The 21290-nt window shown below is 66.4% G+C and carries 19 protein-coding genes and 1 tRNA gene; 8 read left to right on the forward strand and 12 right to left on the reverse strand.

The genetic code is table 11. The features are described from left to right. Positions 1-565: 565 nt before the first annotated feature. From BDK92_RS41305 to BDK92_RS41310, 4 genes are all read right to left on the reverse strand, one after another. The gene (locus tag BDK92_RS41305; RefSeq protein ID WP_147457168.1) at positions 566-946 is read right to left on the reverse strand and encodes a transposase domain-containing protein; all 381 of its coding nucleotides are present in this window, start codon (positions 944-946) and stop codon (positions 566-568) included. A 126-nt stretch (positions 947-1072) separates the two neighbouring features. Continuing rightward, positions 1073-1741: an alpha/beta hydrolase gene (locus BDK92_RS30790; protein WP_170208742.1), complete on the reverse strand. Its 669-nt coding sequence runs from the start codon at positions 1739-1741 to the stop codon at positions 1073-1075. 301 nt (positions 1742-2042) lie between these two features. Beyond that, positions 2043-2612 carry a hypothetical protein gene (locus tag BDK92_RS38620; RefSeq protein WP_147457169.1) on the reverse strand — a complete coding sequence of 190 codons (570 nt, stop codon included), beginning with the start codon at positions 2610-2612 and terminating at the stop codon, positions 2043-2045. Beyond that, positions 2498-3055, reverse strand: a complete 558-nt coding sequence (locus BDK92_RS41310) for an integrase core domain-containing protein (RefSeq protein WP_425462276.1) — start codon at positions 3053-3055, stop codon at positions 2498-2500. Before BDK92_RS41310 ends, BDK92_RS38620 begins: the two co-directional genes overlap by 115 nt. A gap of 324 nt (positions 3056-3379) precedes the next feature. Between BDK92_RS41310 and BDK92_RS30805 the strand changes: the two genes are divergently transcribed. The 3 genes from BDK92_RS30805 (at position 3380) to BDK92_RS30825 (ending at position 6218) form a co-directional block, all read left to right on the forward strand. Further along, positions 3380-3467: transfer RNA gene (locus BDK92_RS30805), tRNA-Leu, on the forward strand. A gap of 1170 nt (positions 3468-4637) precedes the next feature. Continuing rightward, positions 4638-4859 (forward strand): hypothetical protein, encoded by a 222-nt coding sequence (locus tag BDK92_RS30810; protein WP_121159902.1) that lies wholly within the window; start codon positions 4638-4640, stop codon positions 4857-4859. Positions 4860-5948: 1089 nt separating this feature from the next. After that, complete coding sequence (locus BDK92_RS30825; protein WP_121153555.1) at positions 5949-6218, forward strand: hypothetical protein; 270 nt, start codon at positions 5949-5951, stop codon at positions 6216-6218. Between the two features lie 401 nt (positions 6219-6619). On the opposite strand, the gene BDK92_RS30835 is transcribed toward BDK92_RS30825, so the two are convergent. From BDK92_RS30835 to BDK92_RS39805, 3 genes are all read right to left on the reverse strand, one after another. Then, on the reverse strand, positions 6620-7120 hold the full coding sequence (locus BDK92_RS30835) for an NUDIX hydrolase (protein WP_121159904.1): 501 nt from the start codon (positions 7118-7120) through the stop codon (positions 6620-6622). A 99-nt stretch (positions 7121-7219) separates the two neighbouring features. Beyond that, on the reverse strand, positions 7220-7318 hold the full coding sequence (locus tag BDK92_RS41315; protein WP_211349420.1) for a hypothetical protein: 99 nt from the start codon (positions 7316-7318) through the stop codon (positions 7220-7222). Continuing rightward, positions 7315-7521, reverse strand: coding sequence for a hypothetical protein (locus BDK92_RS39805; protein ID WP_211349421.1), 207 nt, complete (start codon positions 7519-7521; stop codon positions 7315-7317). Before BDK92_RS39805 ends, BDK92_RS41315 begins: the two co-directional genes overlap by 4 nt. Before the next feature lie 197 nt (positions 7522-7718). Between BDK92_RS39805 and BDK92_RS39810 the strand changes: the two genes are divergently transcribed. Beyond that, the gene (locus tag BDK92_RS39810) at positions 7719-8867 is read left to right on the forward strand and encodes a hypothetical protein (RefSeq protein WP_211349422.1); all 1149 of its coding nucleotides are present in this window, start codon (positions 7719-7721) and stop codon (positions 8865-8867) included. Positions 8868-9861: 994 nt separating this feature from the next. Continuing rightward, on the forward strand, positions 9862-10719 hold the full coding sequence (locus BDK92_RS30850; protein WP_170208743.1) for an alpha/beta fold hydrolase: 858 nt from the start codon (positions 9862-9864) through the stop codon (positions 10717-10719). 217 nt (positions 10720-10936) lie between these two features. Here BDK92_RS30850 and BDK92_RS30855 read toward each other — a convergent pair whose 3' ends face one another. The 3 genes from BDK92_RS30855 to BDK92_RS30865 all read right to left on the reverse strand — a co-directional run bounded on the left by BDK92_RS30855 (position 10937) and on the right by BDK92_RS30865 (position 13722). Then, positions 10937-11704: an oxidoreductase gene (locus BDK92_RS30855; protein WP_121159906.1), complete on the reverse strand. Its 768-nt coding sequence runs from the start codon at positions 11702-11704 to the stop codon at positions 10937-10939. 384 nt (positions 11705-12088) lie between these two features. Then, positions 12089-12781, reverse strand: coding sequence for a hemerythrin domain-containing protein (locus tag BDK92_RS30860; RefSeq protein WP_121159907.1), 693 nt, complete (start codon positions 12779-12781; stop codon positions 12089-12091). Between the two features lie 86 nt (positions 12782-12867). Then, the gene (locus tag BDK92_RS30865; RefSeq protein ID WP_246017338.1) at positions 12868-13722 is read right to left on the reverse strand and encodes an SDR family NAD(P)-dependent oxidoreductase; all 855 of its coding nucleotides are present in this window, start codon (positions 13720-13722) and stop codon (positions 12868-12870) included. 457 nt (positions 13723-14179) lie between these two features. Between BDK92_RS30865 and BDK92_RS30870 the strand changes: the two genes are divergently transcribed. Further along, entirely contained in the window at positions 14180-16360 is a 2181-nt protein-coding gene (locus BDK92_RS30870; protein WP_147457170.1) for an AfsR/SARP family transcriptional regulator, read from the forward strand. Between the two features lie 62 nt (positions 16361-16422). Here the strand turns inward: BDK92_RS30870 and BDK92_RS30875 are convergent, their stop codons facing one another. Continuing rightward, entirely contained in the window at positions 16423-17286 is an 864-nt protein-coding gene (locus tag BDK92_RS30875) for a low temperature requirement protein A (RefSeq protein ID WP_121159909.1), read from the reverse strand. A 20-nt stretch (positions 17287-17306) separates the two neighbouring features. Between BDK92_RS30875 and BDK92_RS41410 the strand changes: the two genes are divergently transcribed. Next, positions 17307-17645 (forward strand): low temperature requirement protein A, encoded by a 339-nt coding sequence (locus BDK92_RS41410; RefSeq protein ID WP_170208744.1) that lies wholly within the window; start codon positions 17307-17309, stop codon positions 17643-17645. Continuing rightward, the gene (locus tag BDK92_RS30885; protein ID WP_170208745.1) at positions 17528-18262 is read left to right on the forward strand and encodes a low temperature requirement protein A; all 735 of its coding nucleotides are present in this window, start codon (positions 17528-17530) and stop codon (positions 18260-18262) included. The genes BDK92_RS41410 and BDK92_RS30885 overlap by 118 nt, the downstream gene beginning before the upstream one ends. Here BDK92_RS30885 and BDK92_RS30890 read toward each other — a convergent pair. Next, positions 18145-21138 (reverse strand): helix-turn-helix transcriptional regulator, encoded by a 2994-nt coding sequence (locus tag BDK92_RS30890; RefSeq protein ID WP_211349423.1) that lies wholly within the window; start codon positions 21136-21138, stop codon positions 18145-18147. The genes BDK92_RS30885 and BDK92_RS30890 overlap by 118 nt on opposite strands. Positions 21139-21290 lie beyond the last annotated feature (152 nt).

Consider the following 21290-nt stretch of genomic DNA (forward strand, 5'->3'; position numbering starts at 1 on the left):
ATAACGGTGTCGGGTAACGGCGATTACACATCGACCCCGTTTACTCCGGATGCGGGTGGCACGTACCGGTGGACTGCCTCGTACAACGGGGACCCGAACAACTCACCGGCCTCAACGACGTGTAATGACCCTGGGGCGTCCGTCAGTGTGACGCCGGTGCCCGTGTCGTTGAGGACGACGGCGTCACCGAGCGTGACGCTGGGTGGTCAGGTCTCAGCTACGGCGACACTCACCGATGGGGTGAACCCGACAGGGACAACCACGTTCCTTCTGTTTGGTCCCGAAGACGAGACGTGTTCGGGTCCGCCGGTGTTCACGTCAACCGTTCCGGTGTCGGATAACGGCAGTTACACATCGGCCCCGTTCATTCCGACCTCGGTTGGCGCGTACCGATGGACTGTCTCGTACACTGGGGACGCGAACAACTCCCCGGCGTCAACGACGTGCGGTGATCCTGATGGATCGGTTGTAGTCACCGCGGAACTCCCTGTCACCGGTACCGACGTCCGGTTCCTCACGTCGCTGGGGGCAGGACTCCTCACCTTGGGATGGCTGCTCACCGTTGTCACCCGCAGAGGCTCCCGGCAACGTCTGGCGAGGCCGAGATCGTGCACGAGTTGACCGAAGAACCGTGGGGCGGGAACGGGCCGAGTCGCTGCCGGGCCTGCCGCAAGGCGCTCATGCTGGGAGCGGGCGCCGGAAGCCCGTGCAGACCAGCGACGAGTTTCGCCCGCACCTGCCGGGAGCCCCGATCGGCGAACAGGCCAGCAGCAGGCACACCACGACCCGGGCCGGCAACAACCGGACGTTGCTGTGTACGCAGGGTCGTGGCCAGGACCTCATCGGCCATCTCGAACGGCGCGAGACGGGTCAGCTCACCGAGAGGACCGGCCGCGAACGGACCGGCGGCTGCCGTGACCGTACGGGTTATAGCAATTTGATCCACCGAGCGGGGTTCCTGGTTCGGGTTGTCTTGGAGTGACAAACCTTGATACCGGAACCCCGCTTCCCGTTACCCGATCAACACGCCCCTTGACCAGCCCCACCCACGCCTAACTGAACGGCGTTGCGACTAGGCCTGGCCCACGATGACGTGTCCGAGGGCGGGTAGGTAGGGCGTAACCGGATCCCCGTCGGAACGTGCGACGGGCTTTATGACATGGGCTCCGAAGTCGGGCGTGTCCGGGCGCGGCCCGTGAACTCCGAAGGGGGTGCCGTCGTCGTTGTTTTCGGCCGAGGTCGCGAAGACTCCTCCAGGGACGCGGAGGTTGCTTGCGTGGTCTACCCCGGCGGAGGGGCAGCCGAGGAAGACGAGGTTGTCGACGTCGAGGCTGCCGGATTTGGCGGCGGCGCCGATGACCAGGCCACCGTAGCCGTGGCCGATGACGCTGATCCGGGCTGGACGTGGGCCTTCGTGAGTAGCGCGGATCCCGGCCACGAATCCCACCAGCGCGACGGCGGCCGCGTCCGCCCGGGAGGAGCTGCCCGCGTCCCGCGGGCTCCTCGGGGCGTCGTAGCCGGCCCAGGCGATCACGGACACGGGCTCGGTGGTTTGCGAGCTGGCCTGCTGGTGAAGCAGCTCGGCAGACTTTAGGTGGGTTCCGATGCTGCTCAGTCCGCTACCGATGCCGGGAACGTAGATCGCGGTGTACGTGGCCTGATCGGGGTTGCCCCTGGCCACAGTGGCCTGACCGTTGCCGCTCATTGGTTGGAAGCCAAGCACGAGATAGCGTTCGTCCAACGCCTGTAAGGTCGCAAGCCCGTCCTCCAGAGTCGGCTGGGCACCGTTCTCCCGTGTACCACCGGAGCGCCCCCTACGGCCAAAGAGTCCCATTTGCTCACCTTCCATCGGATGGATGGGTCAATGTAGTAGCCCCACGCTAGCGGCGATGCTCGGTAGTTGGGGTGCCCAGATCCGTGCAGGTGATCTCGGTCGGACCACTCCGCGCGACGCTGACCCCGCTCGTGGTCGAGGACGGGCTTGCTGGGCGCGGGCATGTGCCCTGACCGTATCGGCCCGTCTGCGTGAGGCGGGTCGGCGGTCAGTCCGGTCGCGTCGTGAATCGCAGCGCCGCCTCCGAGCCGCCGGTGTCGAGTGCCAAACCGTCCGTGTCGGTGAACTGATTGAGCCGGGCCAGGGCGACATCGGGTGAGGTCACGTCGTGGAGCGAGACGAGTATCCCGGTGAACGTTAGCCAGGCATCGGCGTGGACTGGATCGATGCCGAGATGATCGATATCACCGGACACGGTTGCCACAGCCCTCAGTGAACGTCCGCGTTGCTCGACCAGATCGAGGGTGGTCGTGTTGAAGCGGTGATGCAGGTAGTAGTAGAAGCTGGCCTCTGCTGGCTTCCCGAAGCTTGCGTTCGTCATGTGGTGCCCGGCGAGACGTCGCCAGCTCCCCGCTGGGATGGAAAGCCACCCCACGGCAAGGCTGAGCGGAGTGTCTTCGTCCTTGCGCGAAACGTCCTCGAAGGGAAAGTTAAAGCACCAGGTCAGCGTTGGTGGCAGTTGCTGGGACGGGTTGTCGAACAGGAACCCGTACCACTCACCCCCCGCAGCGGCAACAAGGTCTTCGATGTGAAGCTTGTCCTCGTCATCGGTCTCCACACCGACGATGCCCTTGCCGAAAATCTCGTCCGGGCAGGTCGAGCGGCATGCTCGTATTCGTGGAGGACGCCGCCGAGGCGATCGCGTCTTCGTGCGTTGAGGTGTGCGATCTCGTCTGGGTCGGTGACCGGTGCGGGCAGCGGGTGGAGTGGTCGGGCGTTCGCGATGCCCTGGTGCGGGCGGTGCCCGTTGTAGAACTGTTCGAACTCGCGTAGAGCGTGTAGGAGATGTCGCTGGTTCCAGATCAGGGTGCGGTCCAGGAGTTCACGCCGGCAGGTTTGTATCCAGCGTTCCATGATCGAGTTCATGCGGGGTATCCGGACGCCGTTGAGCACGACGTCGATGCCCGCGTCCTTGAGGACGGCGTTAAACGAGGGTAGGAACTTCCCGTCCCGGTCGCGGATCATGAACCGGGCCTGGTGGCCGGCGTCCTCGAGGTCCATGACCAGGTTCTTTGCCGTTTGCGCCACCCATTTGGAGGTCGGGGTGCGCGGTCGCGCCCAGGACGCGGACACGGCGACTGGCGTGCTCGATCACGGCGAGCACGTACGTTCGCGCCATGAACGTCCGCGACGGCACACGTCGCTGCCTCGCCAACTTGCATTTGGAGATGTACCGCGGCTCGGCATGACGGTGCACTCGACCGGGCGCTCCTGTCCCGACGGCGGGGGCGTTGGGGAGCAGATTGGGAGCAGCGGGGCGCGCCCAACAGCGCTGAACGGCGTTCAACCCGGTTGAGCTGCTCTGATCGTCCCTGCGTCTACCAGGGGCGTTGACATCCGTGCTGGTCAGAGCGTCGCGGACCGTTCCTTGACACGGAAGAGGTCACTGGTTCAAACCCAGTATCGCCCACCAGCTGTATGAGCAGGTCAGCGGCTCGTTACCGGATTACCGGTAACGAGCTGTTTTGGTTGTGCTCCTTACATTGGGAGCAAACTGGGAGCACATGATCGTCATCCCCTGGGATGATGCGTCGGGGTCGCGGGGGCTGGACCTGTGCCGGTGGTACCGCAGCCCAGTCCCTGCCCGCCTGGTCGAGGCGCCGTGCAAAGCGGGTGTTCAGCTGCGCCATGGAGTTTGCGCGGCGACGCGGGCCGGGAATGCCGAGCGGCTCGCTGGGCTCATAACCCAGAGGTCGCAGGTTCAAATCCTGTCCCCGCTACAACTGAAAGTGCAGGTCAGAGCCCCGCCCCCAGATCGTGGGGGCGGGGTTTTTGATCTCCTTCCGGGCGCAGTCCGGGCAGACGAAACACCACGAGGCGACACGGGATAGCAGTCCGTCGATCTTTGTTGTCTTGGTCGTCTGGCTAATATCACGGCTCGTCGATGTCGGGGGAAGCGGCTCTTATGAGTGGAAGCATCCCTGAACTCAAGATGATCGATCCCGTGTTGGTGACAGCTCCGTGAGACGGCTGGGTATGTGGGTTGTGTTGAGGACGGCGCCGGACCCGTGGATAGATCGGAGTGCCCGGCGGCGCGTTCATCTGCTCGGCTGCATCGCCCTGGTAGGCCCGTGGGCACGGCAATGACTAGTAGCTCGGTCTCAGGTGCCTCTCAGGGCGAACCGTACGTTGCCGGCTCTGCCCGGCGGCCTACACAGGTCGGCCCTCCTGTCCTGCCAGCGACCCACCTCGCATGATTCGGCATCGCGGGTCGGTAGCGGTTCGAGGTGGGCGCGACTCCACCTTCACCCCGCTGATTCCGGCACCTTGAACGGGCACCACTCGGGCAGGTTCTTCGGGCACCGCCTGACATGACAGGGGATCGGCGACCGCTGATCATTAGCTTCTTTGGGTACCAGCGACCGGGTGCCGAAGATCGGCAGCTTGTTCCGGTACCAGTGTGTGGGGAAGAACGGGGCGGGAGATGGCGCTCACAGTAAGCCGTTTGCTGATCTTGGGGCGGTGGGCGTAGGCAGGTTGACCACCGCGAACGGGTGGGGTCGCGGTGCGGCTCGCGTAGCCGGCGGTGGCTGGATCGATTCAAGGCTCGCGCGGCCCGCGATCAGACGGATCGGCGTTTCTGGTGGGCCTCGACCTGCCGGCGCAGCTCGCGCCCTCGCCGGGCAAGGACTGCAAGTTCTCGGGCGATGCTCCTGGCCCTGGCCCGCAGTTCCTTCAGCTCACGGTCCAGATCGGCGGCCTGTTTTGCATCGGTCGCGCTGGTGGGCATCGGTGCATTCCGGCCGCTGGCGGGCTTCTGATGCTCAGCTCCGACCATGCGGGAATGGCCCTGGTTGCCGCGTAGCCGGGCGATGACCGGCGGGAGGTCCGGCCGCAGGTAGGCACTATCGTCCCGGCCGGCCGTCCCGCCTCGGCCGGCGTTGCTTGGCCCGTTGTCACCGGGCAACCCGCCGCGTTGCTCCTCGCCCGCCATAACAGCCCTCACGCTCCCGGTCCGACGTGTGGCCGGCCCCACCCCTAGGGATGGGGCCGGCCGTGCTGCGGGTCGGCGGAGTGGTGCGGCAGAGGTGACACCTGGCCGTCGACAGCGTGCACCCTTCTCCGTGTCCATCGATCGGCACCGTCAACGGTGACGGGTCCGCAGCGGGCAAATGTGAAGGGTTACGGTTCCGGGGCACCGGCCGCGTGTCGAACCTGGTGCCGAAACATGTTGCCGATCATGACCCCAGCGCACCGGTTGGCATCGAAACCAAGTGCCGATCCTCCTCATCGACAAAACACGATCACTAGGATCGCCGGCCCCGCTGGTGCCCGAAGAACCTGCCCGAGTGGTGCCCACTCAAGGTGCTGAACTCAGCTGTCATACAGGAGTGCATGGACGCCGGCGCAGCCCCGCCCGGTGACCTCTCACCGTTGCGCTCGATCTCCGTGCCGCGATGATCGGCATGCTCTCGCTATGGATCAACGAGCCCAACCTGCCGTGGCCACCCCTCGCGGAGCAGGTCGATCGATTTCTTACCAAGCTCGGCGGACTCGCACCACCGACGGGGACTGAAGACCGCGGCCTCTGATCAGCGGCGCTGCCCTACCAGCCACACCAGTATGCGCCGGCTTCCTGATCTGCCGCAGATAGCGCGCGGCCCGTCGGCTCCGTCGGCGGTGACCTCGCTGTGCAGGGTGACGTCCTGGACTTCGATGCCGGGCCGTTGTTCGATGCTGTCTGCGATGCGGCGCAGCAGTGCCGGGACACTGTCTTGGCCGCGGCCTGCCGGATTGGCCTGTGAAGCCGCGACTCGGCCCGCCCGTTCACCTCCGCCCTTCGGCGCCGGATGCAGCGATTGGCGGCGGGCGGTACGGACGAAGATAGGGGCGGTGGGGTGACATCCGGGATCTGTGGGGATCGGGCGGCCGGCGGTGCGCGGATAATGGGGGGATGAAGCGAGAGGTTCGCCTGATGCGGTTGGCCGGGACGCGCGCCGACGGTGCGGTGGCGACGGGCGCGGCGGCTACAGGCGCGCGGGCTGCGGGGGCGGCGTCGCTCGGCGCCCTGGCCGTCGGGGCGCTGGCCGTCGGGGCCGTGGCCGTTGGGGTGCTGGTCATCGGGCGGTTAGCTATCCGCCGGGCGGTGGTGCGGGAGCTGCGCGTCGGCCGTTTGGAGATCGACGAGCTGGTGGTGCGGAGCCGACCCGCTGCCGAGGGATAACCCGCTCGCGCAGTGGACGAGTCCGCATCTAGCCGCGATCCACGCTCATCCTTCCGTCCTCCTGTGACCCAACGTAGTTAGATCAGGCAGCCGTCCTGGTGGCCGACGGCAGTCCTCGATGCACCCGACGTCGATGCGGCGGCTTGTGGATCCTTGTAGCTCATCGTGTACCTGGCTCTGCACTCCAAGCCGTACCCCGACACCTGGTGGCGCGAGCCGGCCGGCTGGATCGCTGGGGACCCCCGCTGCGGGCTGGGTCCGGCCGAAGGTTACCGGGCGCACACCCGGGCGCTGAACCGCGACCAGGTCACCGCGCTGTGGCGCCTCGACGTGCGAGCCGCGGGTCACCATCGTCGTCATCCGCAACCTTCGACCGGACGCGACACCGCAGCCTAGAACCCTCAGCGGCCGCCATCACCAGTTGGACAGGTGGAACTTGATCTCGAAAGCTGCCCGAGCAGCACGTCGAGTATCTGGACCCGACCGGAGAGCGGCTGCACGCCGTCCCACCAGCACACTGCGATGATCTCCTCATTCGGGGTGAAGTCGCGCCCGTGCGGCACCGCGCACGCCCCGAAGACGGCCGCGTACTCCGAGCGCCGTTCGGGACCAAGAGCGAACCGCGCATGGCCGGCGAGGGCTAGTTGTTCAAGCTCGTAGCCGGTCTCTTCTCGCAGCTCGCGGACAGCTGCCTGCCGGGGTGTCTCGCCAGGGTCAATCATGCCGCCGGGCAGCTCCCACTGTTGCCGTTGTCGATCAAAGACCAGTAGCAGCCGCTCGTTATGCCACCAGGCAACTAGGGACGCGGTTAGCGGGGCGTCATCGACGCTGCCGCCTTCGGCAGCCCGGTGAAACGCCACCAACGCGTTCCCCTCGTGATCGATCGCAAGAGATTCGCTCATCGGACTTGCTCCTTCCCGACGGCATACCTGACGAGCGGCCGCAGAAAGCCTCAACTAGATCGGACAGGTGCCAACCGGCCTCGGCCGGCCGGGCACCTCTCATGCCACCTTGATGACAACCTTGCCCGAAGTGTGACCGTTCTCGACGGTGGCGAGGGCGGCCGGAGCGTTGGAGAGTGGATGGACCGCAGTGATCACGGGTGTGAGGACTCCGTCGAGGGCCAGCCGGCGGCCCGCTCCAGGTTCTCGCGGTCGAGGCGACGATCGACGAAACGCCCACCAATATCGGGCACAGACATATCACCCACGGCGATGACGTTGCGGGGATCCTTGGCCAGTGGGGCGACCGTCCGCAGCGAGATGCCTCCGACCAGGTCGACGATCCCGTCGAAGCTGACCACAGGTGATGAGCGACGTCTGCTGCTAGGCTCCATGTGGGCAGTCTGGACTGCCTCGCTCCGAGTCTGAGTCCCCACGCGACGAAGACGCAGAGGACAACGGCGGCCGATCCAGAGAAGAGCAGTACCTGTCGGACCGAGATCTCTCTCATGGCACAGGGCTGGCAGGCGTGGGTTGCATAGCCCGGAGCAGAGTTGAGATGACCTCCGACAATCACACCCGGAATCGCGAGCTCCAGCAGGATGCGCGCGCGTGGTCAGCCTTCACGGGGACGAAGTACACCACTGCGCTGCGGCAGATGGGTTCCCCTCTGGCCCAGGGACTCCTCGGTGAACGGGTCAGCGCCCGGCACCTGATCGCTGCCCTCGACAATCACGACCTGATCGGCGCGCGCGGCGGCAATCCCCGTCTTGGCGAGAACGGCTTCTCCTCGGCAGTGCCGTGGCGCTTCAACAGTGAGACCGACTTCATCGAACTCGCTCTCATCACGGACGTGCTCCGGATGTTCACGCCGATCCCTGACTCGGCGACGCCGGAGGTGGGTAGCTACTCCTTGAAGCACACCGCGGAGTGGTTTCTCAGCCCACACTGCTCCTACGTGTCCAACGGCCGCATGATCTGGGCGGCGGCAGCGCTGGGACTCCCGGTCGCCCACCCCGACGACTCCGGGCCGAACCTCTTGATCGGCGTGCCGGAGCGCGAGCACGACTACGTACACCGGATGGTCGGCCCAGGGCAGACCCAGCCGAATGCCGACCACTACCGCCCCGCCGGATACACATACCTGCAGACCGTCCTCGCGCGGGCGGCAGCGGGTGAGCACATCACAGGTGGCTGGGTCCAGCCGGTTCCTGTGGCCGCGTCAGCCCCGTTCCACGCCTGGCTGATCCTGCAGGCAGGCCGTGACGACGTCATCGGCGATCTCGCGAGCGACTACTCCGCAGGTGTGCGAGACAGCGACCACCGCATCGCCCGCACCCCCGACGACCTGCTGACGATCTTCCACGAGGTTCCGCACTCGCCCGAAGCCTACGACGCCGTGGTGAGCACCATCGCGGAGTGGATGAGGACGATGCCATCGGCAGCGCCCGTTCGTACCGAGCGGATCGGTGGAGGCGCGCACAACCATGGGGGCTGGGGCGCAGGCGCCGGGACCGTGGAGCGCTACGAGTACCTGTGTCCCTGCGGCGACGGGGAGATCATCGAAGAGCATGACAACGTGCCGGGCTTCCAGGAGCACGACGTGCGTATCGACTGCGCCAAGTGCAGTGCGGAGTGGCGCTTTGCCGGCGGCAGGCCCGTGCGGGATTGGCGCCTTGAGCCCGTGGCCGTGAGCGCCACGATCTAACAGGCGACGCGGGAGCCCGCATGCCGCACCACACCGGGCCAAACCGGTCCGGTGCGGTGCGGCATGCGTGAGGAACAACAACGACGATCGAGCGGACAGTGCGTGCCAGCTCAAGGTAGTCCCACCGGCACAAACCGAACGCCGAGCGACCTATGCCCGGTACGCCGACACTCGTACCGCCCGTAGCTTCCCCGCTGATCCTCGGGTGCTTCAGTTTGCTCTAACGGGCTAGTCCGTAATGTCGGGATCGGGGACTCTGGGCAAATGCTGGTTCGACCGGGCCTCAGAGGGCGTTGTCGCAGGTCAGGCTGCTTTGGTGCAAAGATCACCCAGATCTACGAGGGCACAAATCAAGTGCAGTGGATCGTCATGGCAAGACAGCTGCTCAACGGCATCGCTTAGGCTGTTTTACCAGCTCAGGGCCGTGGTGATGGCTGAGTTGATCTTTCGGTTGACTTCGACTGATCATGGCTCGTTTCGGACGTCATACTGGGCAAATGCTGGCCTGCGCGCTGAGGTAGTCCGATTGATCGATCGGTGTCGTCCTCTGAGGACTTGTGGAGCTGGTGGCCCTCTCGGTCGCTATCGGTGGGATATGAGCGATGCGATACTACTCGGAGTGGATCGTTCCTTGCGTTCGGTGACGGTCCGCCTGCGGCTCGCGCGGCTGCACCCCGGGGCGGGGATCGGCGCGCCGCCTGGCCGGGGCGTCTGACTTCCACGGCGGTGGGCGGGGGGCTGACTCCACCGGGTTCGTGCGAGGTGGCCGGCCCCGGCTGCGGGCGTAACGCAGGCTGGCGCTGGTCAAGCGACTGCTGGACTCGGCGTCCGATATCAACGTGGCGAGCGGCACCCCCGCCGGCACCTTGGTGGCCGGGTCCATCGACTGGAAAAGTGCGATACGCGGCCGTGACCCGGGCCCGTTGGTACGGTCGTGTTGACGACTAGACCACGGAGGATCGCCGGCGGGGCCAGCAGGGAGGAGCGCGACACGGTGACTCGCTCGGCCAACCAGACCATCCGTACGCAGTTCCGGGACATTGACGGACTGAATGTCCGTTTTGCCGAGAGCGAGGACCGAACCGAGCACGCGCTGCTGCTTAACCCGTGGCCGGAGAGCCTGTTCGCCTTCGAACCGATCTGGACCCGGCTCGCTGAACACGCGCACCTGGTGGCGATCGACCTGCCGGGGTTCGGGCATTCCGAGGGTCGCGACGAGCTGATGTCCCCTCGGGCGATGGGCGAGTTCGTCATTCGCGCTGCCGACACCTTCGGGCTCGACAACCCCCACGTCGTCGGGCCTGACGTTGGCACCGGCGCCGCACTGTTCGCCGCCGCCCAGCATCCGGGCAGGTTACGTAGCCTTGTCGTCGGAAGTGGGGGCGCGGCGGTCCGGATCCAGTTGGGCGGGGCGCTGAAGGACTGGGTCGAAGCCCCGGACCTGGACAGCTTCCGCAGCCTGGACCCAAGACAAATCGTGGCCAGCACGTTGGGCAGCATCGAGCGGTACGTTCTGCCTGACTCCGTCCGTGAGGACTACCTGTCAGCCTACGAGGGCGACCGTTTCGTCGAGTCGATGCGCTACGCCCGCGCCTACCCGACCGACCTGCCGATCCTCCGTGATCTCCTGCCGAAGGTGCAGACGCCGGTCCAGATCATCGCCGGCGAACACGATTCGGCCGTGCCACCGGTCAACGCCGAGTTTCTCCATCAGCGGCTGCCCAACAGCAAGCTCGACTGCCTCGATGCGGGGCACTTCACCTGGGAGGACGACGCGGACCGGTACGCGGCGCTCGTCACGAGCTGGTGGGACGGCGGATACGCGACGGCCGGGTCCGGGTCACCACGCTGACCCTATACCGCTCGGAAAATCGGCCCCAGCTACGCGACCTGGGAGTATTCGTGGACAAGCCCGTTGAGAACCTTTTCGCGGCCGAGTGAGACCCGCCTTTCGCCGCTGGCTCACCTACCGCGAGTTGGATGGGTCCACTGAGGTTGGTGGCGATCTGCCGCTCGATCTGTTCGGTGAGTTCCGCGGTTGCGCCGAAGAATCCGATGCGCGCGTCCGCTCAGACCGCCGGGTTCAGCCCGCCGTCGACGACCAGGTCCACCCCGGTGACGTACGCGGCACGAGCGGAGACCAGAAACGCCACCGCCTCACCGATGTCGGCCGGCTGCCCGGCGCGTCCGAGCGGGATGCCGCTGATCATCATCGCGGGATCGAAACCGGCCGCCGCCGCGACCTTTTGCCGCAGCGGGTCCGATCCGGGCGACTCGACCAGACCCGGGGTCACCGTGTTGACCCGTACCCCTTTGGGCGCCAGATCAACGGCCAGCCCTTTGCTGTACGTGGCCAGAGCCGCCTTCGCGGCAGCGTAGTGCAGGAGGAACGCGAGCGGGGCACGAGCCGGCGCGGTCGAGATATGGATGATCGCGCCGGAGCCCTGCGCGACCATCTCCGGCACCAGCCGGCTGTTCAGCCGGACCGCGGACAGGTAGTTGAGATCAAGGGCGGCCTGCCACTGGTCGTCCTCGATCGCCGACACCCCTGCGGGATAGACGTCCGTGCCACCGGCGTTGTTCACCACGATGTCGATCCCACCCAGGATGTCCAGCGCGGCCTCAGCAATGGCGTGCGCGCCCGCCACCGAGGTGACGTCGCCGCCGACGAACTTCGCCCTCGCCGGAGCGGACGGACTCTCCGAGCGGGCCGCGATGACGACGCTGGCGCCCCCGTCGATCAGGCGCTGGGCGATCCCCGCACCGATACCGTACGTACCGCCGGTGACCAATGCCCGCTTGCCGGCGAGCTCGTTCATGATTCCGTAGTTTTCCATGTCTTTCCTCTTGATCGGTCTCAATAGTGCTTCGTGGTGTCGAAGATTAGTTTCCCGTGCGATTCATACGGGTGCGGGCCGAGTGGGGCGAAGACGGCCCACAGAGGCCGGGATCGCCGACTTCACTTCATGATGTCCAGCATCTCGGCGTCCGCGTCGTACAGGTCATGCCGTAGGCATTCGAGGTCGAGGTGCTGGTCGGGAGCGGACCCAGCTGAGCGGAGCACACGCTGGCGAGAGTGCCGTGAACAACCCGTTCGGCGCCAGCGCGCCAGCCGTCGGCGTCACCTCTATCTTTCGGTCGGCGCCCGCCCGTCGCGGGCGCCGACCGACTACAGTCCTCCTACGTCGCCTAAATGCGACGGCAGGCAGACCGGGAAGTGGCTAAGCCCTGCCGCCGACACGGGGTGGCGTGGCGGTGCCGTGGACGCGCTCGGAGTAGGACGCGAACGCCTGCGCAGCCAACTCCTCGATAACCGGACGGACCTCCGGCGGCATGTGAGAGACAATTTCTTGGATGACCTCGGGATCTCCCTCATAGGCCATCAAGCCAAACATCAGGGGAAGGCTCTCCGGGGGAGCGGCGTCCGCACCCTCGTTCACCATGCCGCCCCACTCCGCTGCGGTAATGTACTTCTCGATGAGCGGAAGCACGCGCTCCTCCTCGAGGTTCAGGTGCTCGACGAGTAGCGGAACCATTCGGTCGAGAGCGTTGGCCAGGACCTCCGCGGACTCGGGGGCGGCACTGTCGCGCCAGGTTGGCAGCGTCGCTTTCACCTCGGCGATGATATCGCCGATGGCCTGGTGCTGATCCTCCATCACGTGAACGACCGGCGCGATCTCCGCAGAGCCGCGTTCGAGCAATCTCGGCCACAGGTGCTTGTCTTCGCTCGTGTGGTGGTGATGCAACGTGTTATCCACGAGTTCGATGTGTTCGGCAACGATCTGTGACCGTTCCTTGTCGCCAGCTGCGACACCGCGGACCAGCCCCGGCAGTAGAGAGAACTCCCGTCGGAACATAGTGTGGGCCATCAACATATCGCGGGTATCCGCAAGCGGTTCGTCAACGGATGTCATCACATCTCCTATAGCAATCTTCTGGGGTAATTGTTTTGCACTCGGGCCATGTGCCTGGCCATCACATTCCACTTCGTCGCACGAAATCACTTCGCAGTCATGCCACCATCGATGCTGAGCGCCGCTCCGGTGATGTACGTAGCCTCGTCGCTGAGTAGGAAAGCAGTGAAGGCGGCGACATCCTCCTCCGTGCCGATTTGCCCACTCGGCTGCATGTCCAGGAAGTGCTGCTGGAGCTCGGGGTTGCGTGCGCCTTGGCGGAACAGCGAGGTATCAACCAATCCGGTCACCAGGGCGTTGACTCGCACGCCCTCGCGGGCCGCGTCCAGCGCTGCCGAGCGGGTGAGGCCGATGACACCGTGTTTGGCAGCCACATAGGCTGCGATGTTCGGGTCGGCGATCACCCCCATTGTGGAGGCGTTGTTGACGATACTTCCACCGCCCGACGCCACGATCGCTGGAATCTCGTGCTTCAAACTGAAGAACACGCTCGTCAGGTTGCGATCGATCGTGTCCCGCCAAAATGCTTCGTCTATTTCTCGAAGCCGCCCAGGGCTAGTGCCGCCTACATTGTTGAACGCTCCGTCCAAACGACCGAATTGCGCCACTGCCTCGCCGACCAGCGCGGCGACCTGCTCCTCGATGGTGACATCCGTGGGCACGAACAGAGCTTCTCCGCCGCTATCCCTGATCCCGGCGACGACCTCGTCGCCACGAGTTTTGTCGCGGGCACCGATGACAACCTTCGCGCCCTCCGAGGCAGCTCGCTGGGCAAAGGCTCTACCCATTCCACTGCTGCCCCCCGTGACGACGATGACTTTAGACCGCAGTCGAACAGACACTTCCAACACTTCCTTCCTTGAGTTATCGGCAACGGCCATGCGAACATCGCGAGCCAGGGCCGACGTCAGCGCAAACTCTCGTCGGGGTATGGCACGCATCGCGAGCATCGTCGATGTTGCTTCGAAAATTCGTGTCAGGAATCAGGGCCGCGCGCGAGGCCTGGGGAAAACCTACTAGGGGGTGGCGTACGTCCGATTGACGTCTGAATTACGTCGCACACGTGCGCTGACGTTCATCGGGTTCACACCGCCGAGCAGCACCGCCGATCACTCCAGGTGGTCGCCCACGCCCTGGCTACTGAGTTACGACACATCCCTGAGTGCGATGCCGGTTGGAAGAGGTAGGTACCCAGATGAGGCCGGGTGGTGGGGTACGGCCGTCTCGACCCTGGCGTGACCGTCGCGTAGGGTCCGCTTCATCCCGGTGCGTCCGCTCAAGGTGGGCCAAGAGCAACATTCGCGGACTATCCTGGAGCGCTGTACCCACGTCGCAGAGCATGATCTCGGTGCGCGCGATCGGCTGGGGTGGCGTGGCGCCGAAGGGGAGGTAGGCGGATTGAGTGGGTCGTTGAGCTTCGAGGTACTCGGTCCGGTACGAGCGTGGCGGGGCGGGCGGGAGTTGGAGCTCGGTACGCCCCAACAACGGGCAATCCTCGCGGCCCTGCTGCTGCACGAGGGGACGCACGTCTCGGCGCATGGACTCGTCGAGGTGGTCTGGGGGCGGGAGGCGCCGACGACCGGCGTACGGATAGTGCGCACGTACGTTTCCCGGCTTCGCCGCGTCCTCGAATCCGATTCCGGACAACCGCCCGTCATTGCGTCGGTGGCGGGCGGATACGTATTACCGGTGACGGCGGAAACCCTCGATCTGGTTCGGTTCCGCTGGCTGACCACGCAAGCGGACCTGGCTCAGCACGGTTCTGGCCCAGCTGGCGCAGCCGCCCTGCTGCACGAGGCGGACGCGCTGTTCCGGGGAGGTCCGCTGGCCGGTGTGCCGGGCGGCTGGGCCGAGGCACAGCGTGCCCGGTTGACCCAGGTCCGTTTGGCTGCGGTCGAACGGCGGCTCGCCCTCGATCTTGAGCTGGGCCGGCACGTCGAGGTTGCGGCCGAGGTCGGCCCCCTGGTTGCCGAACATCCGCTCCGTGAACGGCTGCGTGTGCTGCAGATGCTCGCGCTCTATCAGGCAGGCATGCCGGCGGAGGCCTTTGCCGTGTTCCACGATGCCCGGCGAACCCTCGCCGAGGAGCTAGGGGTGGAGCCCGGACCCGCGTTACAGGAGATCCATCAACGCGTCCTCCGAGCGGATCCCATCCTCCGGTCCGATCCGGCCCTACTGATGCAGCCTGGACTGCCGGCCACCCCGGCGCTGCACCCGCCTGCCGGGCCAGGACCCCAGACGGTCCAGAACCTGTCCGCCGTACCGGCGCAGCTTCCGCCGGATTTGGGCGACTTCACCGGCCGGGAGGAGACCGTACGGACGCTGAGTGAGCTGCTGACACGCACTGGCGAGGTACCCGTTGTGGGCATCGTCGGGCTTGGCGGCGTGGGTAAGAGCGCCCTGGCGATCCGGGTGGCCACGATGCTGCGGGAGCAGTTCCCGGACGGCCAGCTCTACGCCGACCTGGGCGGTATGGGTGAGCAGCCGGCGGATCCCAGCGACGTGCTTGCCCGTTTCCTGCGCGCGTTCGGCATCAGCAATGAAGCCATTCCCGAAGCCCTATCGGAACGCGCGGCGCTGTGGCGCACGATCATGGCCGGTCGGCGGGTTCTTGTCGTTCTCGACGACCCGTACGACAGCCGGCAACTCCGCTATCTGCTGCCGGCCACGATCGGCAGCGCCGCCATCATCACCAGCTGGCGCCGATTGCTGGACCTTCCGGGGATATCTTGGACCACCCTCGGGGTGCTCCAGCCGGCCGAGTCGGTGACCCTGCTGGAGCGGATCGTCGGCGCGGAGCGGCTGCGCCGCGAGCCGGAAACCACCCAACGGTTGGTCGACCTCTGTTCCCACCACCCGGCAGCATTGCGGATCGCCGGTGCCAGGCTGGCCGCCCGACCGGATTGGAGCGTGGCGCTCGTCGAGGGACGGCTGCTCGGTGAGCTCGACGGACTGGCCGAGCCGCACGAGGACTGCGCCGCGTTCTATACCTCGCTGATGCGGGTGTTACGGCGGTTGGACAGCTCTCACTCGTCCGCGTTCCGTTTGCTGGCTGTGCCGGACCTGGTAGACATTTCACTCGCCACTGCCGCAGTCATCCTGGACCGTCCGGTGTCCGAGACCGAGCGGATACTCGACTCGCTGACGGACGTACATCTATTGGAGCCTGACTTGTCCGGTAGATACCGGTATGTCGGCGTGGTGAGGGCCCTTGCCCGGGTTCAACTGCTCTTCGAGGGTGAGACCGCTTCCGGGAAGGCGGCGGTCCGGCGGTTGGCGCGGTTCTATCTCGCCAACGCCCGCAACGCCATCCACGCCGTCGACCTACCGCCCGAGGCGGCCACCCTGGCGCAGAGCATGGGGGTTGCCGTGGCCGACGGCCTGGCCTTCGACGACGCCGAAACGGCCGATTCGTGGTTGCTGGTGGAGCGGGCGAACGTCCTCGGGGTTGCGGCCCAGGTCGCCGACGTCGCGGAACCGTCTGAGGACACCATGACCGGATGGTGGCCGATCCAGCAGCGCCTCACTGGCCTTCATCGCCAGCGTCCAAGGGGGCAGCTAACCGGCCGGGCGGCGTAGCCGCCCTCAAGGTTACATCCGGATCGCTTCCGATCCATTCCTCGGCGATTCGTCGGCCGTCTTTACCGGCGTTGTTTCATCAGGTGGCTGACCGGCCGGCGACGATTGACAATCATTTCGTTGACCAGCGTGATCAGTAGGACCAGGTTTGTCACGAGCATGATGCCGAGTGGTGGCAGCAGCGGCATCGCGGGGGCGATCGCGGCCAGCACGAGCAAGGCGATGGATCGGGACCAGAGGATCCGGCTGGTCACCACGTAGTCGAATAGGCAGGTGCCGAGGAGGAAAAGCCCGGGGCCGCCGAGAAGAGTGAGGATCCAGGCCACCGACACCTCGCCGAGTGGACGGCTGAACGTGAGCGAGGTGCTGGTCGAGATGACCACGACGCCGGCCACCATCACCAGATGGCTGTACGAGGTGGAGGTGGCAGGACGAACTCGCTCCACGGAGGAGACCTCGCCAGGAGCCAGCAGTTGTTGGACCCGCTGGAAATACAGCTGAAAGAGGAGCATCGCGTTGGCGAACGCCACTGCGGCAACGGCTATCCGGCCGCCATCACGGTGGGAGAAGGCGAGCCCGGAACCAGCGGTGAGAATCAGTTCGCCGATCCCGATGATGAAGATCTGCCGGTGGCGCTCGGTCAGGTGGTTGCCAGTGAAGATCTGGCTGGCGAGTTCGGTGCGGCCGAGCCGCGGCGTCGGCCAGCCGATTCGGGCCGACCAGAGGTCCACCGCTGCCGCGATTGCCCAGAGCGCCAGCCGGATATTCCCCTCTGTGAACACGCCGGCGACCCACAGCGGGGCGGAGACGAGGAACCAGAAGAAGACCCGAATGCTTCGGGCCTGGATGTACGGGTTTACGCGGGTGCCGGGGATGAGGACCGCGTCGCGGGCGTCATGGATGCCGAAGTACGCCGCGACGAAGATGAATCCATGCGCTCCAAAGGTTGGCGACCAGTCTCACCAAGGGCGTCTATTACCTGCTGATCGTCCCCAACCCAGCGTTGAAGCTCAGGGTTCGCCGGATCTTCTTCTGGCAGGCCGCCGCCGCGACACCGTGGATCTTGGGTGGGCTGGTGGCCGGGACCACCCGTGGCGTGCTCTGGGCGGTGGCGGTAGCGGTGGAATACGCCGGGGTCGTGCTCGGCTGGCCCACGCCATGGTCGTGGTGCCGACTGCCTTCGGCGGCACGGGTGGTCGGCGAGCGGATTGCCGAGCGCTACCGGCAGTTCGTCATCGTCGCGCTCAGCGTGTCGATCTTTCTGACCGGCAGGTCGTTCAGCTGAGTGAATTCACGACTGATCAGGCTGGGGCGCTCGTCGTGGTCTTCATGATTACGGTAATGATCTGGCGCATCTACATCTACCGCTCCGGAGATGAGCTGACCTTCACCATCGCCACGTCCGCCAATCCGGCCCGACTCAGAGAGATCACCGCGTTCGTTCACCTGATCATGGTGGCGGGCATCCTGTGCACGGCGGTGACCAGTCAACTCGTCATCGATCGGCCGTTCGGCGACACCCCGACGTCCTGGACGGCGGTTATCGTCGGCGGCCCGGGCCTGTTCCTGATCGGCCGCGTCATGCTCGACTACGCCCTGTTCGGGCGGGTCGACCCGGTCCGGCTGATCGGGCTGCTACTGCTGGCCGGTCTGGCACCGGCCACGCCCCTGCTGCCACCGATAATGGCTGCGCTTGTCGTTATGGTCATCCTGATCGCTGTCGCGGCGGCGAACCTGGTGGGGACCGGATCCGTCCGCCGACCCCCGCACCATAGCCGGGATGGTCAGCCGATCAGAAGACCGAGCCGGTGGGCCATCGCCGCGGCCTCGGTGCGTCCGGAGGCGCCGAGCTTGGCCAGGATGTTGGAGACATGGGTGCTGGCGGTCTTCTGCGAGATGTAGAGCTCCTCGGCGATCCGCCGGTTGCTGTATCCGGTCGCCACCAGCCGTAGCACCTCTGACTCGCGCGGGGTGAGCCCAAGGGAGGTCGATTCGCCGGTGGGGGAGCCGGCGGGCGGGCTGTCGGTCAGCGTGAGGCCCGCTCGGTGCGCCAGCGCCTCGATATCGAGATTCAGCAGCCGAGCGCCGAGCCGACCGGCGATCCGGTGGGCCCGGGTGAGCTGGTCTGCCGCCTCGGTGCGGCGCTGGTGCACGCCGAGCAGAGCGCGGCCCTGGCCCAGGTGGGCGATTGCCAGCTCGTACGGTCGCTCCAGTGACTCGAAGGCGGCGACCACCTCCGCCCACAGGGCGGGGTCGTCGGCGCCTTCCGCCCGGCGCAGTTCCGCCAGGACCATGCGGTCGAAGGCATGGTCGATGGGAAATACCGCGCGAAGGCGAGCGGCGGCCCCGTGGACAGCGGCAAGAACAGCCGCCCCCGCTTCGGCGGGTGCGGTCGTACCGCGAGCGTCCGCCTCGAACGCTGCGGCGGCCCGGAGCATCGGTAGGGCGTAACGCACCGGGCCAGCGGTGAGGCCCGCGGCGTCGGCCCGAAGAAACTCGGCCCGCGCGTCGGTGAGCCTGCCCTGCCGTGCGGCGATCTCCATCCCGTAGTGAGTCAGGGAGACGACCAACTGCGGCTGGAGATCTTCGGTGCCGAGCAACCGCCGGCTCAGCGCAAGGTGGCTCGCCGCCGCCTCGACGTCGCCACGGACCAACAGGTTGTACGACTGGCGCATCGCGATGATGCCGCGAACCTTGTACGACTGCGCGACCGCCGCCGCCTCGTCTAGGGCGGCATCGGACTCCGGCCAGCGTCCCAGCGAGAAGAGCGAGAGCGAACGGTTGCTCTGCACCCACGCCTCGGTCTCGGCCAGGCCGAGCGAGCGGCACACCTCAACACCGTGTTCGGCGGCGGCCACCGCCTCCTCCGAATGGCCCATCCCCTCCAGGGTCGACGGCAGGTTCTGGTTGGCGCGGCCGACGACGCTGACCGACCCCAACTCCTCGGCACGTCCGCGCGCCTCGTACAGCTCGGCGAGGCTTGTGCCGTCGACATCGGTTTCGGCCTTGAGCCAGCACCGGGTGATGCGGGCGTGCAGTTCGAGCTCTTCGGAGTCGACCTGGGTGGCGTAATCCACAGCACGCTCGGCGTCGAGCAGGCTCTCCGGCCCTGGCCGATGTTTCGCGCCCCAGTTCGCGACGTGTACGAGGACATCGGCGTGCACCACGGACGGTGGGTGTCCGTCTACCAGGTCGCGAGCTTTCCGTAGTTCCTGCCATCCATCCCCGCGATTCAGCTCCTGCACCAGCAGCGAGCGCTGCGTCCAGAACCAGGCCGCAGGCAGCGGGTCGCGCTTCGGGGGGATCAGCTCAAGCGCACTCCGGACCAGGTTGAGTGCTCGGTCGTGATCCCCGCTCTGCCGGGCGGCGACGGTCGCCGCCGCGAGCAGGTCGACGTAGCGCACTCCGACGCCGTCCGACGCAGAGACCCGGGTCGGGTACGCCTCCGGATGGCCCAACGGGCGCAGTTCACCGCGCACCTGATCCGACACCCGGTCCCACAGCTCCATCGCGCGTTCCAGCAACCGCAACTGCTCGGCGTACGCGTAGCGGTTCCTTGCCTCGACGGAGGCGGACACACTCATCTGTAGGGCTTTCACGTCGTCGTGCGCGTCGTACCAGTGCCGGGCGAGTCGAGTCATCAGCTCCTCGACCCGGACAAGAGAGGCGTCGGCCTCCAAAGCCTCGGCGTACCGCCGATTGATCAGAGCGCGCTCGCCCGGCAGGAGACTGTCGCTCACCGCCTCGCGGACCAGTGCATGTCGGAAGCCGTACCCGGACCCGTCCCGGGCGGGTACGAGGATCTGGGCAAGTACAGCATTGCGCAGTGCCTCGATCAGCTCGTCCTCTGGTAAGCCCGTGACGGCCTTCAGCAGCGGGTAGCCGACCGCGGTACCGCTTTCGGCCGCGATCCGCACGATTCGCTGGCTGCCTTCCGGCAGCGCCTCCAGCCGCACCAGCAGCAGGTCGCGAAGGTCGTCCAGTCCAACTCGCGCGCGCTCGACATACGAGCGGGCGAGTTCCTCGACGAAGAAGGCGTTACCGTCGGACCGGTCGAAGATCTCGTTGAGCAGGGCGGGGTCCGGTGAGGCGCCGAGGATGCCGCTGAGCTGCTTCAGTACCTCGACCCGAGTGAACCGGGGTATCTCGATCCGCCGCACTGTACGCAGTCGGTCCACCTCCGCGAGCAGCCGGCGCAGCGGGTGGCGGCGGTGGATGTCATCGGAACGGTAGGTCGCGATGATCAGAAGCCGGCCATTCCGTTTGGTGCGCAACAGATAGCCGAGTAGGTGACGGGTCGACGCGTCGGCCCAGTGCAGATCCTCGACGACGAGCACGACCAGCCGATTCGACGCGAGTCGTTCCAGGATCCGGGCGGTCAGCTCGAACAGGCGCGCGTTGTCGTCGTCGCCCTGCCCGAAGGGCCCCGAGGAGCCCAGTTCCGGCATGAGTCGCGCGAGTAGTTCCTTCTGGCCTGCGCTCGCCGCACTCACCTCGTCGGGCAACTGCTGCCACAGCGACCGCAGCGCGGCGGAGAACGGTGCGAAGGGCAGTCCTTCGCCGCCGACCTCGACACAGCCGCCGATCGCCGTGACCGCCACTCCGGCCTTGAGGGTATGGAGCAACTCCTCGACCAGCCGGGTTTTGCCGACGCCCGCCTCGCCCCGCAGGAGTAACGCCTGGGGCGTCCCGGCCTCGGCCGCCTGCACCGAGCGGATGAGTTCGGCGAGTTCGGGGCCCCGCCCCACGAAGACGGGGCTTACCGCTGTGTTTTCCACCGGTCCAAGCATGGCACAGTCTGCGGACACCCGTGTGACTGAGAGTAATTGCCGGATTCGTGGTGCGTTGCTCGCGCGGTGCGTCTACGGATTTGTTCCGAGGTGCCTGAGCCGACGACGACCGATTCCGGTGTTCGAGGACGGAATATGCG

Source organism: Micromonospora pisi, assembly GCF_003633685.1.
Taxonomy (GTDB): domain Bacteria; phylum Actinomycetota; class Actinomycetes; order Mycobacteriales; family Micromonosporaceae; genus Micromonospora_G; species Micromonospora_G pisi.